We start from the raw sequence: 25047 nt of genomic DNA, 5'->3' as shown, positions 1-25047 counted from the left end.
GAGGCGTCAGTCGTTCAGATCGCCGAAGGTCTTTCCGGACGTCAGAAGATCGTTCAGCACACCGTTCGGAGGCGCAATGCGCGAGCTGACCTGCGCCATCTCGCTCAGGTGACGCGCCACCTCGGCCAGCCCCATGAGATCGGCCGCGAACATCACGCCCCCGGTGCGCCGCGCGAAGCCCAGGCCATGCACCGCCACCATGTCGATGTCGGACGGACGCCTCGCGCCGCCCTCGGCCAGGATCGCAGCCCCCGCCCCGGCCATGGCCGCCACGCAGCGCGCCCGGATCTCGCCGTCGCTCACCTTTCGCGCCTCGATGCCTTTCGCGCTGCGGTCGGCGTCGATCATGTTCTGCACCTCGGGATCCTCGACCCCGGGCTTCCCACGTTCGCGGTAGGTGAAATATCCCCGCCCAGCGGGCATTCCGATGCGCCCCGTCGAGACGAGCACGGCGTCAATGCCCCCGCCCCGCTGACCTTCCAGACCCTGCGGCGCGCCGACGCGCCGGATGCCCGTGACGTCCCGCCACGCGAAGGAGCCGAAGGGCAGACCCCAGTCCTTCAGCGCGGCGTCGATCTGACCCACGCGCGCGCCGTCTTCGAGGCAGAGGTCGGCGGCCGCGTGCAGAGCCTCGGCGATGCGCGTGCCGATCCCCTCGCGGGAGGGGCCGACATCGAGGATCAGCCGGTCGAGCTTCCGCGCCAGCACCCGCGCCGTGGCAAGAGCACGCGGCCCTGTCGACTCGCCCGCCGCCATTTCGGCCAGCCGGTTCTTCTTCAGGCCCGGATAGACGCGCATCCCCACGACGTCCGCCGCGCGGTTGGTCATCTTGGCGACACTCTCGATGTCCACGTTCTCGGCGCCCACGATCAGCACGGCGCCGGCCTTCATCGACGCGTCGAGCGCCGAGACGCGCTTCCGTGACAGCGCCGGAAGGGCGTCGATGACGATGTCGGCCTCGCCGAGGGTATCGAAGCCCGACACCGGCTGCATCCGCTCCAGCACGGCCTCGACGGCGTCTTCCGACATCTGCCCTGCCGCGACGCGCGCGTCGTAGTGTCCGATGATGCGGCCCGAGCCCTCTTCCAAGGCCTCGTCGCTGGCCTCGGCCACCGTGACCGAAAACCCGGCGTCGAGACATTGCACGACGAGTTCCGCCCCGACGGCGCGAGCGCCGACGATGGCGACGCCGTTGATCGGGCGCGACGGCACGCGGCCTTCCCATTTCGTCGCCGCGTGAAGCTTGCGCTCGGCCGAGAAGATGTGGCGCAGCGACTTGGAATGCTCCGAGACGACCAGATCCTCGAAGGCCGCCTGCTCCATTCCGCGCCCGATGTCGTAGGGCAGAAGAAGGGCGGATTCGACGCAGTCGATCATCCGGAGCGGCGCGTCGAGCGGCGAGGCATCGGCGGCGCGGCGGTGCGTGGCCACTGCTTCAAGGAAAGCCGTGCCCTCGCCCAGCCGGTCGCGGCGTTCCGAACTGCGCAGGATTGTCGAGGGACTGCCGGCCAGCCGAAGGGCGTGTCGCACGGCGACGGCCACCGGTTCGCGCGCTTCGATCACGTCGACAAGGCCCAGTTTCTGCGCCACTTCGCCGTTCACGGCCCGCCCGCTTAGAAGGAGCTTCAGCGCCGCGATCCCGCCCACGACCTTGGGCAGCCGCTGCGTGCAGCCCGCGTTCGGAACAAGACCAAGCGTGATGTCTGGCGCGCCGAGCCGGGCGGAGGGGGTAGCGACGCGCAGGTGGGCGGCCAGCGCCAGCTCCAGCCCGCCGCCCAGGGAGGCGCCCTGGATCGCGGCCACCACGGGCTTCGTGGCGGCCTCGATCCGGTCGCAGACGGCGGCGAGGTCGGGGACGTCGTTGGCGGGCGTCTCGTTCAGGCTGGCGCCCGTGGCGAAGGCGCCTTCCGAGCCGGTCAGGACGATCCCGCGGATCGAGGTGTCCGCTTCTGCCTCGTCCAGCGCGCGCATCAATCCGGTGCGCACGTCGGCCGAGAGCGCCGCCGTCGGCGGGTTCTCGATCACGACGATCAGAACGCCATCGCGGCGCTCGCTCTTGACCTTCTGAATCGGAGCGACCTGTTCTTCCCTGCCCATTGGGTGTTCATACGCCAACGGACGGGAAACTCAAGCCGACGCACGGCGCCCAAGGGTCAGACGGGAACGTTGTCCCACATCTCTTCGAGTTCCTCGGTGGTCGCCGGACGATAGCTGGTCGGGAAGGGTACGACGAACGCCCCATCTTCCCTGCTGCTTGTCTGGTCCGGGCGTGCGGCATCGTCCGAGGCGTTCGTTTCCTCGTCGCGGAGGCGGGCCTTCTTCGCTGCTGTCTGCATATTGTCCTCCCAGGGTGTGTCGCTTGTTCGGCGACGTGATGACCGTAGCACGGGCTACGACTAAGGTCGTTAATCCAGATCATTCAAGACAGGATAATGACAGTTGGTGCGCGACATTTGGCCTTACCGGCGGACGGCTGCCTATTTCGCCGTCGCTGTCGCGCTCAGTCGAGCGGCGGCAGGTCCGGGAGGTCGGGCAGATCGGGAAAGTCGGGCAGGTCCGGCAAGTCGGGAAGCCCCGGAAGCTCGGCGAGCCCGGGGAATGGCGTGGCTCCGGCGATGCCGGCAAGGCCTGCTCGTGCGCCCGAGATCGGCGGGCCGGATAGCGCGGCAGCGGCGCCCCCACCCGACGACAGGCGCACCGCCTTCTGGCCATTCAACTGCCCTAGCCGCGCCGTGGCGATCAGCTTGCCCGCCAGCGTCTCAAGCCGGACATTGACCAGCGCCGAAACCGGGATGGGGATGAGGTCGCCCACCCCCAGCCGACGCGCCTGCCCATAGGGATGCGGCAGCCGCGCCAACACCGCAGTCATCGGCGCGGGCACCGTCGCGAGATGCCGCAGCATCCGACCCGGCTGCGGCGACACGACGGTCAAAGGCCGCGGGACGGGCATTGCGAAGAACAGCGTCCCGGTCTTCGCGTCGTCGCCAAGGACGAGATCGACCGACAAGGTGCGGTACTCCACGGGGTCGAGGGCAAGCACCACGTTCCGACGCGGCTGAACGCCATCCATCCTCGCGTAACCGGCGAAGGGCAGAATGTCGGTCAGCCCCGCCTCCTCGGCGGCTTCCAGCGCCGAGCGCATCCAGCGGTCCAGCATCTCGGCCACGACGATGCCATCGGTGCGGGTGGGAATGCGGTCGGGCGGCGCCGAGCGCGTGACGCGGCCCGACATCTGCACCTCGGTCAGGGCGGCCAGAAGGCCGGGCGTCATCAGGCAAAGCCCGCGCGTGTCGCCCGGACCTTTCATCAGGAACGCCAGGTCGAGAGCCGTGAGCCGATCGGTGACAGCGGTCTTCGGCACGGTGCCCAGGGTCACGGCGCCGACCATGAGGTCGAGCCGCAGTTCCCGGTCTGCATCGCGCGGCATCAGCTTGCGCAAGAGCGCCTCGACCGACGCCCCGCCCGGCACCGCGGCGGGTCTTGAAGGCGCAAGCTTGCGCCGAAGCACCGAAGTCATGTCGTTCATCGCCGAGAGCGCCCCCTGTCTGTCCGCTCGAAGCGTCCGGCATCAGGGTTACTATTTGGTTTCCGTCTCAGGCCGCCTCGGCCTGTCGGCGCGGCAGCGTCACGCGGAAGGCGGCCCCGCCCTGCCCCGGCAGATAGGCGATCCCGCCGCCGAGACGATGCATCACCTCGCGGCAGATCGCGAGGCCCAGACCGGCTCCGCCAGCCGCGCGATGGTCCGAGACGCGCGCGAACTTCTCGAAGATCACTGCCTGCGCCTTCTGCGGAATGCCCGATCCGTTGTCCATGAAATCGACGACCGGGCGGCCCTGGCGTTCGCGCACCACGATCCGCAGGCGGGGCGCGTCGGCGTCGCAGTACTTCTGCGCGTTGGCGATGAGGTTGATGAAGACCTGCGCCAGCCTGTCGCCGTCGGTCCGGATCCGCGTGCGCTCGCCGGCCCGGTCGCGGTCGATGGTCATCGCGGGTCCCGGCCCTGCCCGCTCGGTCGCAGCCACCGCGCGGTCGAGGATCGCTTCCAGCGTCCAGTCGGCCTCGTTCAGCGTCACCTGCCCGTTCTCGAGCACCGAAAGGTCGAGAAGGTCGTCCAAAAGCCTCGTCAGCCGGATCGTCTCGTCGTGGATGATCGAGGAATAGCGCTGCCGCTCTTCGGGGGTCATCGTCTCGCCGTGCATGAGGATCTCGCTGAACGACCGGATCGACGTCATCGGCGTGCGCAATTCGTGACTGATCTGGCTGAGGAAGCCGTCCTTCTGCACCGACAGCGCCACCAGCTTGTCGTTCGCCTCCTTCAGTTGTCGCGCGGTCCGCCCCAGCTCCTGGCTCTTGGCTTCTAGCTGGCTGGAATACTCAAGGATTTGCTGGGCTTCGTCGGCGACCTTCATCAGGTCCTCGACCGTGACGGACACCCCGCCCGTGATCTGAAGCAGCATCGCATGCGCCGTCGCGGCCCCGACCGACCCCGCGAGCTTGCGTTCGAGCTTTTCCAGGAACGCCGGGGTCACGTCGGGGATATAGCCGCTCTTGCCCTGGCCTGCGGCCTCGCCCTCGAACAGAAGCTGCGCCTCTGCCGTGCCCAGGAGGCGCTGCGACATCATCAGAAGATCCTCGGCCTCGACAGCGCTTCCCGTCCAGCCCGGCGCTCCCTCGGAGTAGCGGAAGACATTGACGAAGGCCGCGCCCTGAAGCCGCTCGACGGGCGTGGGGAAGGTCAGGACCGAGACGAGGCAGAAGATGACGGCATTGACGAGAAGCGACCAAAGCACCGAGTGGACCACGGGATCCAGGCCTTCGATCCCGAACAGGGCCTGGGGACGCAGCAGCGACAGGCCGAAGGGCCCGTCCGTGAAGACCGACGCCGACAGAAGCCCGGCTTCGCCGAAGCTCGGCAGGAACGAGGTCCAGAGCCAGATCGCGAAGCCCGCCGACAGGCCCGCCGCCGCGCCCGCGCGCGTCGCTCCCCGCCAGAAGATGCCGCCCAGCATCGCGGGCAGCACCTGCGCGAGTCCGGTGAACGAGATGAGGCCGATGGCCGCGAGCGCCGTGCCGCCGCCCGAGAAGACGTAGTAGAGATAGCCAAGGGCCAAGACCCCCGCGATGGACAGCCGCCGCGCCTGGATGACGACGGTCCGCACGTCGCCCGACACCGTCGCCCCGCCCTTCCGGGCGTTCAGCCAGATCGGCATGACGATGTGGTTCGACACCATGGTCGACAGGGCGATGGCCGCGACGATGACCATCGACGTCGCCGAGGAGAAGCCGCCCAGGAATGCCAGCATGGCCAGCGCGTCTCGGTCGTAGGCAAGTGGGATCGTCAGCACGAAGAGGTCGGGGTTGGCGCCCTCGGGCAGCACGTCGAGCCCCACGACGGCGATCGGCACGACGAAGAGGCTCATCAGGAAGAGGTAGAGGGGGAAGGCCCAGCTCGCGATGGCGAGGTGCCGCTCGTCCGAGTTCTCGACGACCATGACCTGGAACATGCGCGGCAGGCACAGGAAGGCCGCGCCCGACAGGAAGATCATCGTCATCCAGCGCGCCGGCCCAGCGTGCCACTCCGAGATCTCCGAGGCGTCGATGGCCTCGAGGGTGGCGCCCGCACCGCCGCCTGCCACAAAGACCACGAAGATGCCGACCGCCAGAAGCGCCACGAGCTTCACGACGGCCTCGACTGCGATGGCGGTGACGACGCCGTGGTGGCGTTCGTTCGCGTCCAGGTTCCGGGTGCCGAAGACGATGGTGAAGATCGCCAGCCCGCCCGCGATGAACAGCGCCGTCTGGGTCAGCGAGTCGCCGTCGGCCCGCACGCCGCCGCCCGCGAAGACGTCGAAAGACAGCGTGACCGACTGGAGCTGAAGCGCGATGTAGGGCGTCGTGCCGACGACCGCGAGAACCGTCACCAGCACGCCCAGAAGGTTCGACTTGCCATAGCGCGACGAGATCAGGTCGGCGACCGAGGTGATGCGCTGTATGCGCCCGATCCGGACGAGGCGGCGCAGCACGGTCCACCAGCCGACCATGACCAGCGTGGGGCCGAGATAGATGGTGACGAATTCCATCCCCGACCGCGCGGCATATCCCACCGCGCCGTAGAAGGTCCACGCGGTGCAGTAGATCGACAGCGACAGCGTGTAGACCGCGGGCGAGCGGATCCACCCCATCCTGCCCCGCGCGGCGCGCTTGTCGGCCCAGAAGGCGACGGCGAACAGAAGAAGGACGTAGGCGAGGCAGAGCGTAACGAGGACGTCGAAGGACACCGGCCTCAGTCCTCGTCGCCGGCGGGCGCGGGCTCGGCGCCGGGATCCGGGTCGCGCATCATGCGGCCAAGGGGCCGCGACATCGCGCCGATGACCGCGATCAGTCCGGCCCAGGTGACGAAGACATAGATCATCGCGCCTGAGGTACGGGTCTCGGTCCCGGGCCACAGCACGGGCACAAGCATCAGGACTGCGCCTATCAGGGGCACGAGGCGCGCGGCGTCCGCCATCCGGCGCCGCCTGTATCCGGCGCGTGCGAGGAACTTCGGATCGCCGGGCCGCGCCATCAGCCCACCAGCTCACGCACGGTCGAGAGGATCTCGCTGTTCGAGAAGGGCTTCGTCATGAACCGGCTGACGCCCAGCTTCTCGGCCAAGTCGCGGTCCTTCTTCTGGCCCCGCGCGGTCAGCATGAGAACCGGAAGCGCCTTGGTCGCCGCGTCCCGTCGCAGATCGTGGAGGATGTCGTAGCCCGAGCGGTTCGGCAGCATCACGTCGAGGATCACGAGGTCGGGCGCGCGCGTGCGGATCGCGGCGAGCGCCGTCTCGCCGTCCGAATGCGTGTCGACCCTCCAGCCGTCCCGCGACAGGATGAAACGGATCGCCTCGATGATGTTCGGCTCGTCCTCGATCAACAGCACCCGTCTTGCGGTCACCACCGATCCTCCCCTCATGCCCTTTGCGGGCCTTTCGCGACTATCGCCTGCGGCGACACTCCTGTCAAAAGCGGAAGCGGGTCAGCCTGCCTCGTCCGGAAGGGCGAAAACGGACGGCTCGCGCCGCGCCGGGCAGTCCGGGACGGCGCAGATGCGGCAGGAGGCGCCGACCTTCAGCGCGGGCCCCGCGTCGTCACCCGGCAGCCGGGCGCGCAAGAGCATCCAGGCCTCGACCACGGCGGGGCCGTCGAAACCGACGGGATAGGCGATGTCCGAGATCGCCTCGGCGTCGAACACACCCTCGTTTCGGCCGCTGACGGCCACGCGCTCGCGGATCAGGGCCATAGGGCGCTGAAGCGCACGGAAGAGAGGCCAGAGCGGACAGGCTGCGCCATAACGCGGCACATCGAAACCGGGCAGCGGCTTGCGGAAGATCAGCGTGCCGGACCCGTCGCAGGCGACGAGGCCCCAAGGCGTACCGTCCGGACAAAGTACGGCGGGCAGCGCTGCGAGGCGGCGGTAGACCGTGGCCAGCGGAACACCCAAGGCCGAGGCGAGGCGCGACGGCTCGGTGATCCTTTCCATCGCTTCGGACAGGCGAGCGGCCGGCAGCGCGCGGGCGTCATCGGCATAGCGCGTGAGGGCCCTGACGGCGAGCGCCCGTCCCGCGGGCGTCGCCGGGCCGTCGGGCGCGCCGATCAGGGGCGCCACATCCGCGTCGGGGTTCTCCTCCAGCACGTCGACGCGCCAGTCCCGCGCCGCAAGCCAGATCTCGACCTCTTCCTGCGGCAGGGTCGCGGCGCGCCCCTCGCTGTCGCCGGCATCGAGATAGGACACCAGCCCCTCGGTCGCGTCGGCCAGTCGCTGGCTGTCCTCGTAGATGTTGCGATGAAAGCGCGCCTGCCACTCGGGCTCGATGTTCTCGCCATTGGCAAGGATGGCGCTGGCCGAGCGGATCGCGGTCACGCTGGACAGAACGCTGTGCATCGACGCCGACAGGAAGGGATCGTGCGTCAGGCGGTCGTCGAGACGCTCGATCACCTGTTCCAGCCGCCGCGCCTCACGGTACTGACGCTCGATCAGCCTGGCCCAGCCGGGAAAGCGGCCCGCCATCTCCTCGGCCCGCTCGCGTTCCGCGTTCGTGTCGGGATACGCACCCGCAGCCGCATCGAGGGCCATGGTCAGCGCGCTTTCGGCGCCTTCGGACAGGATCGCGGGTTCGGCGCCGAGAGCACGCGCGATACGCACCAGAAGCGCCCCGCCGATTTTCCTGCGATTGTGTTCGATCAGGTTGAGGTAGGACGGCGAAATCCCGCAGGCCTTGGCGAGGTCGGCCTGGCGCAGCCCGCGACCGATGCGGTAGTCCCGGATCCGGCTTCCGGCAAGGACCGAGCGAGCCAAGGGTTTCTCCTGCGATTTCAAGCGGCTTCTGCCAGTGCGCGTAAATTACTTTACATTAAACTTCCTGCGCCTGTCTATTTGTTTACAAAAAAATTGCCGAGCCACAGAGACTTATTGAAATGTTTTCCGCGTATCGGCGATAAACGGGGTGCCTTGTAAAGGCCAGACCGCACTGCCCGAGGAGGATCGGGCAAGAGTGGATGCAATCTTGGGAGGATTTCAATGTCGAAGAACGATCTCACGCGCCGTGGCGTGCTGAAGACGGGTGCCGTGGCCGGTGCCGGTCTGGCCGTCCCGACCATCTTCACCGCCGGTTCCGCGCGCGCCTTCACCAACGAGCCCACCGGCTCGAACGTGGTGCTGGGTTTCAACGTGCCGCAGACCGGACCCTACGCTGACGAAGGCATGGACGAGCTTCGCGCTCAGGAGCTGGCAGTCCAGCACCTGAACGGCGAAGGCGACGGCGGCTGCCTTGCCACCTTCTCGTCGAAGGCTCTCGACGGCACCGGCATCCTGGGCAAGAAGGTGACCTTCGTCACCGGCGACACCCAGACCAAGTCGGACGCCGCCCGCGCGGCAGCCAAGTCGATGATCGAGAAAGACGGCGCCATCATGATCAACGGCGGCTCGTCCTCGGGCGTCGCCGTGGCCGTTCAGGGTCTCTGCCAGGAGGCCGGCATCATCTTCATGGCGGGCCTGACCCACTCGAACGACACGACCGGCAAGGACCGCAAGAAGAATGGTTTCCGCCACTTCTTCAACGCCTACATGTCCGCCGCCGCTCTCGCGCCCGTTCTCGAGAAGGCCTACGGCACCGACCGCCGCGCCTACCACCTGACGGCCGACTATACCTGGGGCTGGACCCAGCAGGAGTCGATCGCGGCCTCGACCGAAGCCATGGGCTGGGAAACCGTCGAGAACGTGCTGACCCCGCTCGCCGCCACGGACTTCTCGTCCTACATCGCCCCGGTCCTGAACTCGGGCGCCGATGTGCTGGTCCTGAACCACTACGGCGGAAACATGGTGAACTCGCTGACGCAGGCGGTCCAGTTCGGCCTCCGCGACAAGCAGGTGAACGGCAAGAACTTCGAGATCGTCGTTCCGCTCTATTCCGAACTGATGGCGGCAGGTGCCGGCGCGAACGTGGCGGGCGTCTATGGCTCGATGAACTACAACTGGCAGCTCGACAACGAAGGCTCGAAGGCGTTCGTCAAGTCGTTCGGCGAGAAGTATGGCCGTCCGCCGTCAAACTCGGCACAGACCTGCTATGCTCAGGTCCTGCTCTACGCCGACGCCGTGGCGCGTGCGGGCTCCTTCGACCCCTGTGCGGTCGCCGAGGCCCTGGAAGGCTTCCAGTTCGACGGACTGGGCAACGGCCCGACGCTCTATCGCGCCGAAGACCACCAGTGCTTCAAGGACGTCCTCGTCATGAAGGGCAAAGAGGCGCCAGCCAACGAGTTCGACCTTCTCGAGATCGTCGACGTCACGCCGGTGGCCCAGGTCGAGTATCCCGCCGATCACCCGATGTTCGGCGGCGCCGAGGCGACCCTCGGCGAGTGCAACCCGGGCGCCTGACCGGCACCGCACAGAGGGATCGCGCCACGGCGCGATCCCTTCCGGAACGGCGTCCCTCCACGGGGCGCCCGTCTGAGATTTTCCAGAAGGTGGGGATATGGACGCGATCCTGCTTCAGATCCTGAACGGCCTCGACAAGGGTTCGGCCTATGCGTTGATCGCGCTCGGTCTGACCCTGATCTTCGGGACGCTCGGGGTGGTGAATTTTGCGCACGGCGCTCTGTTCATGGTCGGCGCGTTCTGCGCAATTTTCCTGCAGCGGCTTCTTGGCACCAGCTTCGAGATCATCGACGAGACCCAGAAGGACTTTCTGGGCAACCCGCTGAAGGTCCAGGCCCCCTACATTGAGTACTGGTTCGGAAAAGACATCGGCGCCTCGATCATCGACTGGTCGGTGCCGCTGGCCATCCTGCTGACCATCCCGGTCATGCTCGTCATCGGCTACGTGATGGAACGGGGCCTGATCCGCCACTTCTACAAGCGCCCCCACGCCGACCAGATCCTGGTGACCTTCGGCCTCGCGATCGTGCTGCAGGAGATCATCAAGTACTTCTACGGCGCCAATCCGATCCAGGCTCCGGAGCCATCGGCCTTCAAGGGCTCTGTCGACCTCGGGATGATGCTGGGCTTCCAGGCCAACGCGATCGTCTACCCGATCTGGCGTCTGGTCTATTTCGCCTTCTCGGTTGTCATCATCGCCGGTGTCTTCGCCTTCCTTCAGTTCACTACCTTCGGCATGGTGGTCCGAGCGGGCATGGTGGACCGTGAAACCGTCGGGATGCTTGGCATCAACATCGACAAGCGCTTCACCATCATGTTCGGCATCGCGGCCGCCGTTGCGGGGCTCGCCGGCGTCATGTACGCGCCGATCAACGCGCCCAACTATCACATGGGGATGGACTTCCTCGTCCTGTCCTTCGTCGTCGTCGTCGTCGGCGGCATGGGCTCGCTGCCGGGCGCAGTGCTCGCCGGCTTCCTTCTCGGCATCCTCGAGAGCGCGGCCTCGACCACATGGGCCACGACAACGATCCCCGGGATCAACCAGATCATCATCTACCTGGTCGCGATCATCGTGCTGCTGACCCGCCCGCGTGGCCTCATGGGCCGCAAGGGCGTGATGGAGGATTAACCCATGCTCGGTCTCAACAAACACGACGCGATGCTCTTCGTCATCGTCCTGATCCTGACGCTCCTGGCGCCGTTCCTGCTCAACCCCTTCCCGCAGGGCTCGTCGCTGGCGCAGTTCAACGCAGGATATCCGGACCTCATGCAGCGGTTCGTGATCTACGGCATCTTCGCCATCGGCTTCAACATCCTCTTCGGCCTGACGGGCTATCTGTCCTTCGGACACGCCGCCTTCCTCGGCATGGGCTCCTATGCCGCGGTCTGGATCTTCAAGCTCCTGACCTACAACGTGGTCCCCGCGATCCTTCTGTCGGTGATCGTCGCAGGCCTCTTCGCCCTCGTGATCGGCTACATCTCGCTGCGGCGCTCGGGGATCTACTTCTCGATCCTCACCCTCGCCTTCGCGCAGATGAGCTTCGCGCTGGCCTACTCGGTGCTGTCGAACCCGAAGTTCAACCTGACGAACGGTGAGACCGGCCTTCAGGTCTATTCCAACGATCCGCAGTGGCTGCACCGCGCGTCGCTGCCGGACATGCCGCACCTCTTCGGTCTCTCCGTGCGCTCGACCTATACCCTGCGCATGAACGGCTGGACCTTCGACTTCAACTCCGGCTACTACATCTGCGCCGCGATCATGATCCTCATGTTCTACCTCTCGATCCGGATCTTCCGCTCGCCTTTCGGGATGATGCTGCGCGCGATCAAGTCGAACCAGCAGCGCCTGAACTACACCGGCCTGAACTCGCGGCCCTACACACTTGCCGCCTTCGTCATCTCGGGCATGTACGCGGGTCTCGCCGGAGGCCTTCTCGCCGCGATGGACCCCCTTGCGGGCGCCGAGCGGATGCAGTGGACGGCATCGGGCGAAGTCGTGCTGATGACCATCCTCGGGGGTGCAGGAACGCTGATCGGCCCGGTCCTGGGCGCGGGCTTCATCAAGTACTTCGAGAACATCTTCTCAAAGATCAACGACAACGTCCTGCACCAGTGGTTCGCCTTCCTGCCCGACGGGATGGAGGATTTGATGGTCACGATCGTCCACCCCTTCATCGGAAAGGGCTGGAACCTGACGCTTGGCCTTCTCTTCATGATCGTCGTCATCTTCCTGCCGGGCGGTCTTGTCGAAGGCGGGCAGCGTGTCGGGCGCGTGTTCCGCCGCCGCGACCGCAAGGCCTCGGGCGCCGAGGCCGAAGCTGCACGCCAACGCCGTACCCCGGCCGAGTGAGGAAACAGCGACATGGGCATTCTTGAAGTCAAGGGCGTCAACAAGCGCTTCGGCGGCCTGAAGGCGCTTTCGGACGTGAACCTCTCGGTGCGCGAGAACACGGTTCACGCCATCATCGGACCGAATGGCGCAGGCAAATCGACGCTGCTGAACTGCCTCGTCGGCAAGCTGATCCCGGACACCGGCTCGGTCATGTTCGACGGGCAGTCGGTGCTGGGGCGCAAGCCGCACGAGATCAACCAGATGGGGATTTCCCGCGTCTTCCAGACACCCGAGATCTTCGGCGACCTGACGGTGATGGAAAACATCCTGATCCCGTGCTTCGCCCGCCGCGACGGCGCCTTTCGCCTGCACGCCTTCGAGAACTTCGCGCATGAAAAGGACCTGGTCGAGAAGGCCGAGGCGATCCTCGTCGACGTCAACATGATCGACAAGCGCAACATGCACTCGGCCTCGATGTCGCGGGGCGACAAGCGGCGGCTCGAGATGGCGATGTGCCTCGTGCAGGAGCCGAAGCTTCTTCTGCTCGACGAGCCGACAGCCGGCATGGCGCGCGCCGACACCAACAACACCATCGACCTGCTGCGGGACATCAAGTCGAAGCGGGACATCACGATGTGCATCATCGAGCACGACATGCACGTCGTCTTCTCGCTGGCCGACCGCATCACCGTCCTCGCGCAGGGGACGCCTCTGGTCGAGGACGAACCCGAGAACATCAAGGGCAACCCGAAGGTGCAGGAAGCGTACCTCGGCGAAGCCGCGCACTAGGAGGCAAGGGTCATGCTGGACGAACACACCTTCGACAAGCGCGCGAACAACGCCGCGACCGCGCCCGCCTTCCTGTCGGTCTGGAACATCGAGGCCTACTACGGCGAGAGCTACATTGTTCAGGACGTGTCCTTCAACGTCCACGAAGGAGAGATCCTCGCGCTTCTCGGCCGCAACGGCGCCGGCAAGACCTCGACCCTGCGCACCATCGCGCGGATGGGCAACCCGGAGCTGCGCCACGGCGAGATCTGGCTCGACCACAAGCCGCTGCACAAGATGAAGAACTACGAGGCGGCGCAGGCCGGGATCGCGCTTGTCCCCGAGGATCGGCGCATCATCCAGGGCCTGACCGTCGAAGAGAACCTCAAGCTCGCGCAGATCGCCCCGCCCGTGGGCTGGTCGCTGGAGCGTATCTACGAACTTTTCCCGCGTCTCGGCGAGCGCCGCACGCAGGACGGCTCGACGCTGTCGGGCGGCGAGCAGCAGATGCTGGCCATCGCCCGCGCCCTGGCGCGCGACATCAAGGTTCTTCTCCTCGACGAACCCTACGAGGGTCTGGCCCCCGTCATCGTCCAGGAGATCGCCAAGACCCTGAAGATCATCCGCGACCAGGGCATCACCACGATCATCGTCGAGCAGAACGCGGTCGCGGCGCTCAAGCTCGCGGACCGCGCGGTGATCCTCGACACGGGCCTGGTCGTCTATGACGACTCGGCGCAGAAGGTCCTGGATGACGAGGCGCTGCGCGCGAAGTATCTCGCTATCTGACGGTCCCGAGGGACCGCCGCACATTCGGAGGAGGAGCCGACATGCTGGACCAGCGTGAAGGAATGTATTGGCCCGACGAGGGCATGGCGAATTCAGCTCATGCGGACCGGGCGAAATACGACGCGATGTACAAGGAATCCATCGAGGACCCGGAAGGCTTCTGGGCCCGCGAAGGCAAGCGGATCGACTGGATCAAGCCCTATAGGAAGGTGAAGAACACCTCCTTCGCGCCCGGCAACATCGACATCCGCTGGTTCGAGGACGGCACGCTTAACGTGTCGGCCAACTGCATCGACCGGCATTTGCTGAACCGCGCCGACCAGACCGCGATCATCTGGGAACCGGACGATCCCAAGGACGCCGCGCAGCACATCAGCTATCGCGACCTTCTGGAACACACGTGCCGCATGGCCAATGTTCTCAAGGACATGGGCGTGGGCAAGGGTGACCGCGTCGTGCTGTACATGCCGATGATCCCCGAGGCGGCCTATGCGATGCTGGCCTGCACCCGGATCGGGGCGGTCCATTCCATCGTCTTCGCGGGCTTCTCTCCCGACGCGCTGGGCGCGCGGATCAACGGCTCTGATGCCCGCGTCGTCATCACCGCCGACCACGCGCCTCGCGGCGGCAAGGCCACGCATCTGAAATCCAACACCGACGCGGCGCTCTTGCATTGCCGCGACGACGTCAAGGTGCTGGTGGTCAAGCGCACCGGCGCCCAGACGACATGGGTCGAGGGACGCGACCACGACTACAACGCGCTGGCCGCGGAGGCCTCGCCCTACTGCACGCCCGCCGAGATGTCGGCGGAGGATCCGCTGTTCATCCTCTACACCTCGGGTTCGACCGGCCAGCCCAAGGGCGTGGTGCATACCACCGGCGGCTACCTCGTCTATGCCGCGATGACGCACCAGTACACCTTCGACTACCACGACGGCGACGTCTTCTGGTGCACCGCGGACGTGGGCTGGGTGACCGGACACAGCTACATCGTCTACGGCCCGCTGGCGAACGGTGCGACCACGCTGATGTTCGAAGGCGTGCCGACCTGGCCCGATGCCGGCCGGTTCTGGGCGACCTGCGAAAAGCACAAGGTCAACCAGTTCTATACCGCCCCGACCGCGATCCGTGCGCTGATGGCGCACGGGCCCGAGCCTGTGGCGAAATACGACATGTCGTCGCTCAAGGTCCTCGGCACCGTGGGCGAGCCGATCAATCCCGAAGCCTGGAACTGGTACAACGAGGTCGTGGGCAAGGGGAAGGTGCCAATCGTCGACACCTGGTGGCAGACCGAAACGGGCGGTCATCTCCTGACTCCCCTGCCCGGCGCCATCCCGACGAAACCCGGCTCGGCCACCCTGCCCTTCTTCGGGGTGCAGCCTGTCATCCTCGACCCGCAGACGGGCCAAGAGATCGACACGACCGAGGCCGAGGGCGTGCTCTGCATCAAGGACTCCTGGCCCGGCCAGATGCGCACCGTTTGGGGCGACCACGAACGGTTCGAGAAGACCTATTTCGCCGACTACAAGACCTACTACTTCTCGGGCGACGGCTGCCGCCGCGACGCGGACGGTTACTACTGGATCACCGGCCGCGTGGATGACGTCATCAACGTCTCGGGCCACCGCATGGGCACCGCCGAGGTCGAAAGCGCGCTCGTCGCGCACCCGAAGGTCGCCGAGGCGGCCGTGGTCGGCTATCCCCACGCCATCAAGGGCCAAGGCATCTATGCCTATGTCACACTGATGGGAGGCGAGCAGCCCTCCGACGAGCTGCGGAAGGACCTCGAAGGCTGGGTCCGTAACGAGATCGGACCGATCGCAAAGCCGGACTGCATCCAGTTCGCGCCCGGCCTGCCCAAGACGCGCTCCGGCAAGATCATGCGCCGCATCCTGCGCAAGATCGCCGAGAACGACTACGGCGCGCTTGGCGATATCTCGACGCTGGCCGATCCCGAGGTCGTGGACGATCTCATCAAGAACCGCATGAACAAGGGCTGACGCTCTACCCGCCGGTCCGGACGACCCCTCGCCCGAGGGGCCGTCGCCGTGCCGGGGAACCCGTCGCGCGGGACCGCCGTTGTCCCGTCATGCCCCTCGACAGCCGCGATACCGCCACGCTCTACCGCATGGTCATGCCCGACCATCTCTGCCCCTACGGCCTCAAGTCGAAGGACCTTCTCGAACGCGAGGGTTACACGGTCGACGACCGCCCCCTGACGACGCGGGAAGAGACCGAGGCCTTCAAGGCAAAGCACGGAGTCGACACCACGCCTCAGACCTTCATCGGCGGCGAGAGGATCGGCGGCTACGACGACCTGCGCCGCAGCTTCGGCCAGCACGTCCGCGGCGAGGACGAGATGACCTATCAACCCGTCATCGCCATCTTTTCGGTCGCGTTCCTGATGGCTCTGGGGCTGTCGTGGTCGGTCTACGGCACGATCCTGACATTCCGCGCCGTGGAATGGTTCATCGCGATCTCGATGTGCTTCCTGGCCGTTCAGAAGCTGAAGGACGTCGAGACCTTCTCGACCATGTTCCTGAACTACGACCTTCTTGCACGCAGATGGGTCCGCTACGGCTACCTCTACCCGTTCGGAGAGGCGCTGGCGGGAGTCCTGATGGTGGCAGGCGCGCTGACCTGGATCTCTGCCCCCGTCGCGATCTTCATCGGCGCGGTCGGCGCGGCGTCGGTCGTCAAGGCCGTCTATGTCGACAAGCGAGAACTCAAGTGCGCCTGCGTCGGCGGCGGCAGCAACGTGCCCCTGGGCTTCGTATCGCTGACCGAAAACCTGATGATGCTGGGAATGGGCCTTTGGATGGGCGCACGGGCGCTGTGGGGCCTTTAGGGTGACGCCCGCCGGGGGGGCGGGCGTCGCTGTCACAAGGGGCTCAGAAGCCCCGACGCCACCATTTGCGCCAAAGGTCCAGCGCACGGCGCCGGTGCATGCCCCCCTTGAGGGCCAGTTTCACGATTTCCGTCATCTGCTCTGTCCTGCCTCGGCCCGGGTTCGTCCCGCGCTCGGCCGCTTTGATACGACACCCCGCGCTTTTGCCAAAGTGTCCGATTCGCATTGAGCGAAGATTTGCGCCGGGCGTGATGTCGCAGGGACTTTTCCCCCTGTGTCCTTTGCGATGTGCCGAGACTTTCAGCGCGTACATGCTTTATCCCGCGCTGTCGTCGCCCGCTCTACCCGCATGTTGTGTCCAGCGCGCTCTTGCGGTGGCGTCACCGCTCCTGACGGCGCGCCATGCGACGGCGCAGGAGGGTCATGGCGCCTAGTCCGAAAGCGACGACAACGTTCGTGAGAAGGTTCGGCGGCTTATCTTCCCGGCGCCCCTCCTCCGACTCGTGTTCCCCGTCCGGCAGGGTGTCCGCCTTGACCGCGCCCCGGGCTCCCATGGGCTGCGCAACGCCCGTCGTCGTATCGCGCGACGTCTGCAGCTCGATCTCGGAATCCAGTTCAGCTCCGGCAAGGACGATGAACGACGACAGCCACAGCCACGTCAGCAGGATGATGACGCCCCCGATGGTGCCGTAGGTCTCGTTGTAGCTGCCAAAGTTCTGCGCGTACATCGAGAAGGCGATCGTCCCCAGCAGCCACAGTACCGTGGCAGCGATGGACCCCGGCGTGATCCAGCGCCACTTGGCATTCTCGCGCGACGGCCCGTAGCGGAAGAGAACGGACAGGCCGAGCACGGTCAGCGCGGCCAGAAGCGGCCATTTGATCCAGCCGAGCGCTGTCGCGACCCAGTCCGGCACCGGCAGGAACGCGATGATGCTGGGCAGGACGAGGATGAGCGCGAAGACGAAAATCAATCCGACCATCAACCCGAGCGTCAGCAGAAGCGCGCGCGCGTAAAGCGCCACGAAGCCACGCTTCTCGCGTTCGTTGTAGGCGATGTTGAGCCCCTCGATCAGCGTCAGGACGCCTTTCATCGCGCCGTAGAGCGCCAGGAGCAGCCCGAAGACCGCGGCAAAGCCCGTGGCGGTGTTGTCGCCCGAGGTGACCGAGACGATCTGGTCCTGGATGATCGAGGCCGCGTTCGGCGGCAACAGCGACGTCAGCGTGTCGATCTGGTTGGCGACGTCGGAGGGGTCGAGGAAGAAGCCCGCAAGCGAGATCAAGGCGCCGATGGCAGGGAAGATGGCGAGAAGTCCGAAGAACGCCACGCCGGCCGAGACGACCGAGACGTGATCTGTCACGATCTCGTCCTTCACCCGGAGGAGAATTTCCTTCCAGCCGCGCTGCGGTATCTCTCCCGGCCGCTCGGCCTGTCTGCCCTTGCCTCTGTCGCCGTTCATCGCCGCTCCCTTCCGTTTCAGGAAAGCAACGTGTCTCGGCGGATTCGGTTCAATGCGCCGTCAGAGGAAGAAGAACAGCATCGCGAGCATCAGGCCTATGCCGCCCCCGCCACCGCCCGCACCCGCGAGGAAGGCATGAAAGTCGTCATCGTCATCGTCGTAGACCGGCAATGACCCCGGGTCGGTCACGGGAAGCGGAGCGGAGGCGTGAAGCTCGGTGCCCTCGCCCCCGGACCAGCCCGCGATTTCGGCCGCACCGGCGTCGGTCTTGCCGAACGACAGGCGGATGATGTCGTGCTCTCCGGTCAGCGACACCTCGATGGCGCCCGGGCGGACGCCCGGCGTCACGACGTCGCGGACGCCAAGGGCATAGGCTTGCGCCTCGGCGCTTTCGTCGACCTGCGGGTTGTCGGCGATGCCGAAGACGGCCATCCAGTCCTCCGGCGTCTCGCTTGTCAGCTTTTCGGCCCAGACGCTGCGATACTCGGTCCCCAGGCCGTCAAGCTCGATCGTCACGTTGCCGGGCGCGTGGTCGCCGGCGGCCACGAAAAGAACCAGCTTGTCGTCGTTCTCGAAGCCGTAGAGCGTGACCGGGTCATTAGGGTCATAGGGGCCATCTGAGCGGAGGACATGCGTGCCGCCGACGCTTTCGTAGATCATCTTCAGCATCTCGGCGCCGGCGAAGCTGTAATCCTCGCCGTCCTCGCGCCAGCTCAGATGGCCCGGATGTACGGTGTCGATACCGTAGACCGCGCCCGCATCCATGCCCGCCTCGGCATAGCTCGCGAAGCTTTCCAGGATGTAGGCCGCATGTTCCTGGCCATAGGCGGCCTCGTCCAGCCGGTCCTGCCAGAACCGCTCGAAGTCGGTCGTGGTCCGCCCGTCGAGGTCGACGTCCGAGCGGTCGACATGGATGCCCTGCGACGCCTCTTCGGCGATGTAATCGGTCAGCGCCTCGTTTCGCGTCAGCGTCACGGTGTTCCAGGCCGAGACGAAAAGCTCGGGATCTACGCCGCCCGCCCCTGTCGCGTCCTGGCCCCAGGCCTCGACGATCTGGTGCAACTCGTCGATGCGCGCGTCGATACCCTGGGGCTGATAGGCGAAACGATGGTGAACGATCATGTCCACATGGGCGAGCGCCTCGTTCGACAATTCATCCCGGATGGCGATGTCGTCGGCCAGGGTTTTCCCCGCCTGCACCGCGATGGTGACATCCGCCCCGGTGGTGTTGACGGACGGGTCCGCCAGAGCCCACGCGATCTCGGTCACCATGAGGTCCGCGACCGCGCCATAGTCCGACGCCCGGTCGGCACCGTCGAAGTTGGCGAAATACTCGCTGCCGATCTCGAGGATCATTGGTTCGGGCAAGGGTCCGAAGGCGCCGCCGAGAAGGTCGCCGAGAAAATCCTGCATCTCCTCACGCAAGGTCTCGAGGTCGTCCGCGTAGCGCGCCGTGGGCAGGACGACCGACAGGCCGGTGCCCTGTTCGACCGCGATGGCCATCATGTCCGCGATATCGGGCTTGCCGGTCGCGGGGTCGTAGAGCCTGTCGAACTCGAAGCCGAAGCGGTCGTCGCGGCCTTCGGCCAGCGTTCCGCCCGGCCAGACGATCATGCCGAGATTGAGGTCATTGGACTGGTCGACGAAACGATCGACGCCGTCATAGCTGACGTACCGTGCTCCGAAGCTCAGCGACGAGATACTCTCGTCCGGCAACGCATATTCGGAAGTCCCTGACTCGTAACGAATTTCCACGGGCACGGCGCACCCCCACCATTACACACCCAACACAGGCTTGAGTTTACCGTGTCTGCCCGATTCATGCCTTGAAAATGTCCAGAAGTTGTCGACTTCCCCCCAAAACGACAAAGGGCGCGGAGGTTTCCCCCCGCGCCCCTTTCGTGTCTCTTTCGCAGATCAGTTCAGAGCGCCGTCCGTGATCTCATGCGTGAAGGCGCCTTCGGGAGCCTTCGTGATGACCGGGTCGGATCCGCCCGACATTAGCGAGTCGACCGTGCGCTGATAGTCCGCCTCATCCAGCGTGCCGTCCGAACCAGCCGTCAGCTTGGCGACCTCGCCCATCATCCGCTTCTGATGCTCCTCGGTCTGCGCGCCGGTCTCGTCGTAGTCGAGAACGATCATCGCGGCCTCGTCCGGGTTCTCCTCGGCGTACTTCCAGCCCTTCATCGATGCGCGCACGAAGCGGACCATCGCGTCCTTGAACGCCGGATCGGCGAGCCGTTCCTCGAGGACGTAGAGACCGTCCTCCAGGGTCGCGACGCCCTGATCCTCGTACTTGAAGGTGATGAGGTCGTCCTCGGACACACCTGCGTCGATGACCTGCCAGTATTCGTTGTAGGTCATGGTCGAGATGCAGTCCGCCTGCCGCTGGATCAGCGGATCGACGTTGAAGCCCTGCTTCAGAACCGCGACACCGTCATCGTCGGCGCCGTCGGTCGCGACGCCGAGCTGGCTCATCCACGACAGGAAGGGATACTCGTTGCCGAAGAACCAGACGCCGAGCGTCTTGCCGGGGAAGTCGGCCGGCGTCTCGATGCCGGAGTCCTTCCAGCAGGTCAGCTGCATCCCCGACGACTTGAAGGGCTGCGCGATGTTGACGAGCGGCAGGCCTTTCTCGCGCGCGGCGAGCGCCGCCGGCATCCACTCGACGAGGACGTCGGCACCTCCGCCCGCCACGACCTGCGGCGGGGCGATGTCCGGACCGCCCGGCTTGATGGTGACGTTCAGATCCTCTTCCTCGTAGAACCCCTTCTCGAGGGCGACGTAGTAGCCCGCGAACTGGGACTGCGTGACCCACTTGAGCTGGAGGGTGACGTCGTCGGCGGCCAGTGCCGCGCCCGCCGTCAGGGCGGCGGCGAACCCGCCTGCGATCAGTCTTTTCATGATAGTGCTCCCGGTTGGTTGTTGTTGGTCATGTCTTTCGCTGCGACGGGTGCCAGAAGGTGACACGGCGCTCGGCCAGTGCCACCAGGCCGTAGGCCACCGACCCCGTCAGGGCGGCCACGGCGATTTCAGCCCAGACGAGGTCGATGGACAAGCGTCCGACCCCGGTCGAGATGCGGAATCCCATGCCTCTCGTGGGTGAGCCGAAATATTCGGCGACGATGGCCCCGATCAGCGCAAGCGTCGTCGCGATCTTGAAGCCGTTGAAAAGGAATGGCATCGCGGCGGGCAGCCTCAGCTTCCACAGCGTCTGCCAGTAGGAGGCGGCGTAGGTGCGCATCAGGTCCTTCTGCATGGCGCCTGCTTCGGACAGCCCCTGCACGGTGTTCACCAGGATGGGGAAGAACACCATCACCACCACGACCGCCGCCTTCGAATGCCAGTCGAAGCCGAACCAGTTCACCAGGATCGGCGCGATGCCCACGATCGGCAGCGCCGCGACGAAGTTGCCGACCGGCAGAAGCCCCCGGGTGAGGAACGTCGAGCGGTCGATGGCGATGGCGGTCAGGACCGCCGCCGACGCCCCGATCAGGTAGCCCGAGAGCGCGCCCTTCAGCACGGTCTGCGAGAAATCCTCCCACAGGACTCCGCTGTCGGACGCTATGCGCTGCGCGACATCGGTCGGCGCGGGCAGGATCACAGGCGACACGTTCAGCCCTCGCACCAGCCCCTGCCACAGGACGAGTATCGTGAGCCCGAACAGCACGGGTGCAAGAAGCCGCACGGCGCGGGTGTCGCGATAACGCGACCGGGCCAGCGCCGCGTTGACGGCCCAGGCCGCGAGCCAGAACAGGATCGCCCCCCACAGGATCATCGCCCGCCCCCCATGCGCCGAAGCGTCACCGCCTGCGCCCAACCCAGAAGCGTCACCAGCACGCCCGCAAGGATCGCCGCCGCCGCGAGCGCCGACCAGATGGCGAGAGGCGTCCCGAACTGGTCGCCGATCAGGATGCGCGCGCCGAGGCCCGAGATGGCGCCGGTCGGAAGCTCACCGACGATGGTGCCGACCAGCGCCGCGGCGATGCCGATCTTGAGAGAGGTGAAGAGATAGGGCAGCGAGGCCGGAAGCCTCAGTTTCAGGAAGCTCGCCATCCCACTCGCACTGTAGGTTCGGAGAAGGTCGAGCTGCTCGGCCGTGGGCGACCTCAGCCCCTTCACCATGCCGACGAGGACGGGGAAGAAGCAGAGGTAGGCCGAGATGACCGCCTTGGGCACGCCGCGCTCCTCGATCCCGAGCTGCGACGACAGCACGATGATCATGGGCGCTAGCGCCACGATGGGGATGGTCTGGCTGATGATGGCCCAGGGCATGACGCTCAGTTCCATCGTGCGCGAATAGACGATGCCGATGGCCCCCGCGATCCCCACGACGGTGCCGAGCGCGAAGCCCCAGAACGTCGACTGGAGCGTGATCCAGGCGTGGTAGATCAGGCTGCGCTTCGAGAAAGCCCGGCCCTCGAGAGCCATTTCCCCCGTCGTCGCCCAAAGCTCCTGGCCGACCTGCCAGGGCGTCGGGAGGCGCGGTCTCTCGAGCCCGTAGCCGCGCCAGATCTCGCCGGAATTGCGGAGCATCAGCGTCAGGACCGGCGTCTCGAACCGCGTTCGGCTCTCGGCAGGCGTGACCGCCGCGCCCTCGCGTTCGGCCACGTCCAGCGCCTGGCGGGCGTTCATCGGCGCGACGGCTGCGACCCAAAGCGCCAGGATCGCCGCGAGGACGGCCAGGACAGGCAGAAAGCCCCTCATGGCGCGCGCCCCGCGGGGAAGAGGATCAGTCCGACCGCAACGACGCCCAGAAGGATGCCCGCGCTCTGCATCGGTCCCGGACGCTCGCCGAACAGCGCCAGCGCCACGACGTTGGCAAGCACGAGTTGCGCCACCGCCGAGACCGAGATCGCGACGGCCATGCCGCTTTCGCGCATCAGCCGCACCATCATCAGGTTCCCGAGCGTGTAGAGCGCCAGCGCCAAAAGGAGCCCCGCCGTGGACGGTTGGTCGACATGCCGCCGAAGCGCGACCGACGCCAGCAGAAAGACCGTCACCGCCGCCCCGAGCCACAGAACTCCGACCCGCGTCATCGCTTCCACTCCATCCGGATCTCCGGCACGTTGTCCGAACCGTCCTGCTCGTCCCCCGTCGCCGTGAACCCCTCGCGCGCATAGAACCGCTGCGCCCGACGGTTCGGGAGATGGGTCCAGAGCTGGAGGTAGTCGCGGCCCTCCTTCACCCGGTCCATCAGCGCCTTACCCAGACCCTCGCCGGGACGCGAGATATAGAGACCACCGATCCGGGACGTCGAGGGATCGAACGACAGGTAGCCCGCCACCGGGTCGCCCGCGACCCAGATCTCGCGGTCCGGAAGCGCCTCGCTGATCTGGCGTTCGATCTCCTCGGGCGGAACGTCGCGGGGCAACCAGTCCGTCGCGTCGATCCAGTCGTTCACCACAGCCGCGCAGGCCGGAACATCGTCCGCAGTCGCAAGCCGGACGACCGGGCGCGTCACAGTACGTCCCCGTGACCGGCCCGCAGTCCCTCGCGGACCCGGTGCGCCACCTCGATGAACTCGCGGCTGTCGCGGATGTCGAGCGGGCGCTCGCGCGGTAGCGGGCTTTCGATGACGTCGGTGATGCGTCCCGGTCTCGGGCTCATCACCACGATGCGCGTCGAGAGATAGACCGCCTCGGGGATCGAATGCGTGACGAAGCCGATGGTCTTGCCGGTGCGCGACCAGAGCGACAGAAGCTCCTCGTTCAGCCGGTCGCGGACGATCTCGTCCAGCGCGCCGAAGGGCTCGTCCATCAGAAGGATGTCGGCGTCGAACGCGAGCGCGCGCGCGATGGACGCCCGCTGCTGCATGCCGCCCGACAACTGCCAGGGATACTTCCGCCCGAACCCCTGAAGATCGACGAGGTCGAGCACCCTCTCGATGCGCTCCTCCATCTCGGCCCGCGAAAAGCCCATGATCTCGAGCGGCAGGCGGACGTTGCCCGCGATGGTGCGCCAGGGGTAAAGCCCCGCTGCCTGAAAGACATACCCGTAGGCCCGCGCGCGACGCGCTTCGTCGGGGCTCATGCCATTCACCGTCAAAGTGCCGCCGGTCGGCTCTTCGAGGGCCGCCACGCAGCGCAGGAATGTGGTCTTGCCGCAGCCCGACGGCCCGATGAACGAGACGAAGTCGCCCTTGCCGATGGACAGGGTGACGTCCTTCAGCGCATGGACCGGCCCGTCTCCCGTCTCGAAGGTCAGCGAGAGGTCGCGGGCCTCGATGGCCGGTTCGTCCGTCATACCGATCTGGTCAAGCCCCCGTCCACCCGGATGTTCTGACCCGTGATATACGCGCCTGCGTCCGAGACGAGAAACGCAATCGTCGCGGCGACCTCGTCATAGGACTTGCCGTAGCGCTTCAGCGGAATGCGTTCGCGGCGATCCTCTTTCTCGGGCAGGCTGTCGATGAAGCCCGGAAGGACGTTGTTCATCCGCACGTTCTGGGCCGCATACTTGTCGGCGAAAAGCTTCGTGAAGGCCGCAAGCCCGGCGCGGAAGACGCCCGAGGTCGGGAAAACCGGATCGGGCTCGAACGCCGCGAAGGTCGAGATGTTGACGATGGCGCCGCCGCCCTGCTCCGCCATGATCGGCGCGACGAGGCGGGTGGGCCGCACGGCTGAGAGGAAATAGACCTCCATCCCGCGATGCCAGTCCTCGTCCGTTAGTTCCAGAACCGGCGCGCGGGGGCCGTGGCCGGCAGAATTGACCAGCGCGTCGATCCGGCCCCACCGCTCCATCGCGCCATCGACGAGGCGCTTGAGATCCTCCTCGTTCTCGTAAGACCCGGTGACGCCGAAACCGCCAAGCTCGTTGCAAAGCGCCTCGCCCTTGCCGGACGAGGACAGGACGCCGACCTTGTAGCCGTCAGCGGCGAGCCTGCGGGCGGCATCCGCCCCCATGCCGGAACCGCCGCCCGACACCAGCGCGACCTTGACCAT

23 protein-coding genes are annotated in these 25047 nt (G+C 66.3%); 7 read left to right on the top strand and 16 right to left on the bottom strand.

Annotated features, from left to right (window positions below):
- Positions 1-6: 6 nt before the first annotated feature.
- The 7 genes from EF888_RS09985 to EF888_RS09955 all read right to left on the bottom strand — a co-directional run bounded on the left by EF888_RS09985 (position 7) and on the right by EF888_RS09955 (position 8334).
- Positions 7-2097, bottom strand: coding sequence for an enoyl-CoA hydratase-related protein (locus EF888_RS09985; RefSeq protein WP_109758864.1), 2091 nt, complete (start codon positions 2095-2097; stop codon positions 7-9).
- Positions 2098-2153: 56 nt separating this feature from the next.
- The gene (locus EF888_RS09980) at positions 2154-2336 is read right to left on the bottom strand and encodes a hypothetical protein (protein ID WP_109758863.1); all 183 of its coding nucleotides are present in this window, start codon (positions 2334-2336) and stop codon (positions 2154-2156) included.
- 164 nt (positions 2337-2500) lie between these two features.
- Positions 2501-3526, bottom strand: coding sequence for a FliM/FliN family flagellar motor C-terminal domain-containing protein (locus EF888_RS09975; RefSeq protein ID WP_109758862.1), 1026 nt, complete (start codon positions 3524-3526; stop codon positions 2501-2503).
- Between the two features lie 67 nt (positions 3527-3593).
- A complete protein-coding gene (locus EF888_RS09970) occupies positions 3594-6278 on the bottom strand; it encodes an ATP-binding protein (protein WP_109758861.1) in 2685 nt (894 codons plus the stop codon).
- Positions 6279-6283: 5 nt separating this feature from the next.
- Positions 6284-6565 carry a hypothetical protein gene (locus tag EF888_RS09965; protein ID WP_109758860.1) on the bottom strand — a complete coding sequence of 94 codons (282 nt, stop codon included), beginning with the start codon at positions 6563-6565 and terminating at the stop codon, positions 6284-6286.
- Entirely contained in the window at positions 6565-6951 is a 387-nt protein-coding gene (locus tag EF888_RS09960; RefSeq protein ID WP_109758859.1) for a response regulator transcription factor, read from the bottom strand. Before EF888_RS09960 ends, EF888_RS09965 begins: the two co-directional genes overlap by 1 nt.
- A gap of 63 nt (positions 6952-7014) precedes the next feature.
- Positions 7015-8334: a helix-turn-helix domain-containing protein gene (locus EF888_RS09955; protein WP_109758858.1), complete on the bottom strand. Its 1320-nt coding sequence runs from the start codon at positions 8332-8334 to the stop codon at positions 7015-7017.
- A gap of 222 nt (positions 8335-8556) precedes the next feature.
- On the opposite strand from EF888_RS09955, the gene EF888_RS09950 reads away from it, so the two are divergent.
- The 7 genes from EF888_RS09950 to EF888_RS09920 all read left to right on the top strand — a co-directional run bounded on the left by EF888_RS09950 (position 8557) and on the right by EF888_RS09920 (position 16646).
- Positions 8557-9909: a substrate-binding protein gene (locus EF888_RS09950; protein ID WP_109758857.1), complete on the top strand. Its 1353-nt coding sequence runs from the start codon at positions 8557-8559 to the stop codon at positions 9907-9909.
- A 97-nt stretch (positions 9910-10006) separates the two neighbouring features.
- Positions 10007-11038 carry a branched-chain amino acid ABC transporter permease gene (locus EF888_RS09945; protein ID WP_109758856.1) on the top strand — a complete coding sequence of 344 codons (1032 nt, stop codon included), beginning with the start codon at positions 10007-10009 and terminating at the stop codon, positions 11036-11038.
- Between the two features lie 3 nt (positions 11039-11041).
- Positions 11042-12259 carry a branched-chain amino acid ABC transporter permease gene (locus tag EF888_RS09940; protein WP_109758855.1) on the top strand — a complete coding sequence of 406 codons (1218 nt, stop codon included), beginning with the start codon at positions 11042-11044 and terminating at the stop codon, positions 12257-12259.
- Positions 12260-12271: 12 nt separating this feature from the next.
- Positions 12272-13030: an ABC transporter ATP-binding protein gene (locus EF888_RS09935; RefSeq protein ID WP_109758854.1), complete on the top strand. Its 759-nt coding sequence runs from the start codon at positions 12272-12274 to the stop codon at positions 13028-13030.
- Between the two features lie 12 nt (positions 13031-13042).
- A complete protein-coding gene (locus EF888_RS09930; RefSeq protein WP_109758853.1) occupies positions 13043-13798 on the top strand; it encodes an ABC transporter ATP-binding protein in 756 nt (251 codons plus the stop codon).
- 83 nt (positions 13799-13881) lie between these two features.
- Positions 13882-15798 carry an acetate--CoA ligase gene (gene acs, locus EF888_RS09925; RefSeq protein ID WP_241239887.1) on the top strand — a complete coding sequence of 639 codons (1917 nt, stop codon included), beginning with the start codon at positions 13882-13884 and terminating at the stop codon, positions 15796-15798.
- Positions 15799-15887: 89 nt separating this feature from the next.
- The gene (locus EF888_RS09920; RefSeq protein ID WP_109758852.1) at positions 15888-16646 is read left to right on the top strand and encodes a MauE/DoxX family redox-associated membrane protein; all 759 of its coding nucleotides are present in this window, start codon (positions 15888-15890) and stop codon (positions 16644-16646) included.
- Positions 16647-17026: 380 nt separating this feature from the next.
- On the opposite strand, the gene EF888_RS09915 is transcribed toward EF888_RS09920, so the two are convergent.
- From EF888_RS09915 to EF888_RS09875, 9 genes are all read right to left on the bottom strand, one after another.
- Entirely contained in the window at positions 17027-18103 is a 1077-nt protein-coding gene (locus EF888_RS09915; RefSeq protein WP_109758851.1) for a YihY/virulence factor BrkB family protein, read from the bottom strand.
- 60 nt (positions 18104-18163) lie between these two features.
- A complete protein-coding gene (locus tag EF888_RS09910; RefSeq protein WP_109758850.1) occupies positions 18164-19819 on the bottom strand; it encodes a hypothetical protein in 1656 nt (551 codons plus the stop codon).
- A gap of 201 nt (positions 19820-20020) precedes the next feature.
- The gene (locus tag EF888_RS09905) at positions 20021-21007 is read right to left on the bottom strand and encodes an ABC transporter substrate-binding protein (RefSeq protein ID WP_109758849.1); all 987 of its coding nucleotides are present in this window, start codon (positions 21005-21007) and stop codon (positions 20021-20023) included.
- A 28-nt stretch (positions 21008-21035) separates the two neighbouring features.
- Positions 21036-21881: an ABC transporter permease gene (locus EF888_RS09900; protein WP_109758848.1), complete on the bottom strand. Its 846-nt coding sequence runs from the start codon at positions 21879-21881 to the stop codon at positions 21036-21038.
- A complete protein-coding gene (locus EF888_RS09895) occupies positions 21878-22810 on the bottom strand; it encodes an ABC transporter permease (protein WP_109758847.1) in 933 nt (310 codons plus the stop codon). Before EF888_RS09895 ends, EF888_RS09900 begins: the two co-directional genes overlap by 4 nt.
- Entirely contained in the window at positions 22807-23142 is a 336-nt protein-coding gene (locus EF888_RS09890) for a hypothetical protein (RefSeq protein WP_109759019.1), read from the bottom strand. The genes EF888_RS09895 and EF888_RS09890 overlap by 4 nt, the downstream gene beginning before the upstream one ends.
- Complete coding sequence (locus tag EF888_RS09885) at positions 23139-23567, bottom strand: GNAT family N-acetyltransferase (RefSeq protein ID WP_109758846.1); 429 nt, start codon at positions 23565-23567, stop codon at positions 23139-23141. The genes EF888_RS09890 and EF888_RS09885 overlap by 4 nt, the downstream gene beginning before the upstream one ends.
- Entirely contained in the window at positions 23564-24349 is a 786-nt protein-coding gene (locus EF888_RS09880; RefSeq protein WP_109758845.1) for an ABC transporter ATP-binding protein, read from the bottom strand. The genes EF888_RS09885 and EF888_RS09880 overlap by 4 nt, the downstream gene beginning before the upstream one ends.
- The gene (locus EF888_RS09875; protein WP_109758844.1) at positions 24346-25047 is read right to left on the bottom strand and encodes an SDR family oxidoreductase; all 702 of its coding nucleotides are present in this window, start codon (positions 25045-25047) and stop codon (positions 24346-24348) included. The genes EF888_RS09880 and EF888_RS09875 overlap by 4 nt, the downstream gene beginning before the upstream one ends.

Origin of the sequence: Silicimonas algicola (assembly GCF_003970735.1) — a bacterium.
In the GTDB taxonomy this organism is placed as follows: Bacteria; Pseudomonadota; Alphaproteobacteria; order Rhodobacterales; family Rhodobacteraceae; genus Silicimonas; species Silicimonas algicola.
The sequence above is the reverse complement of the archived record's forward strand: the minus strand, read 5'-3'. Positions and strand labels throughout refer to the sequence as shown.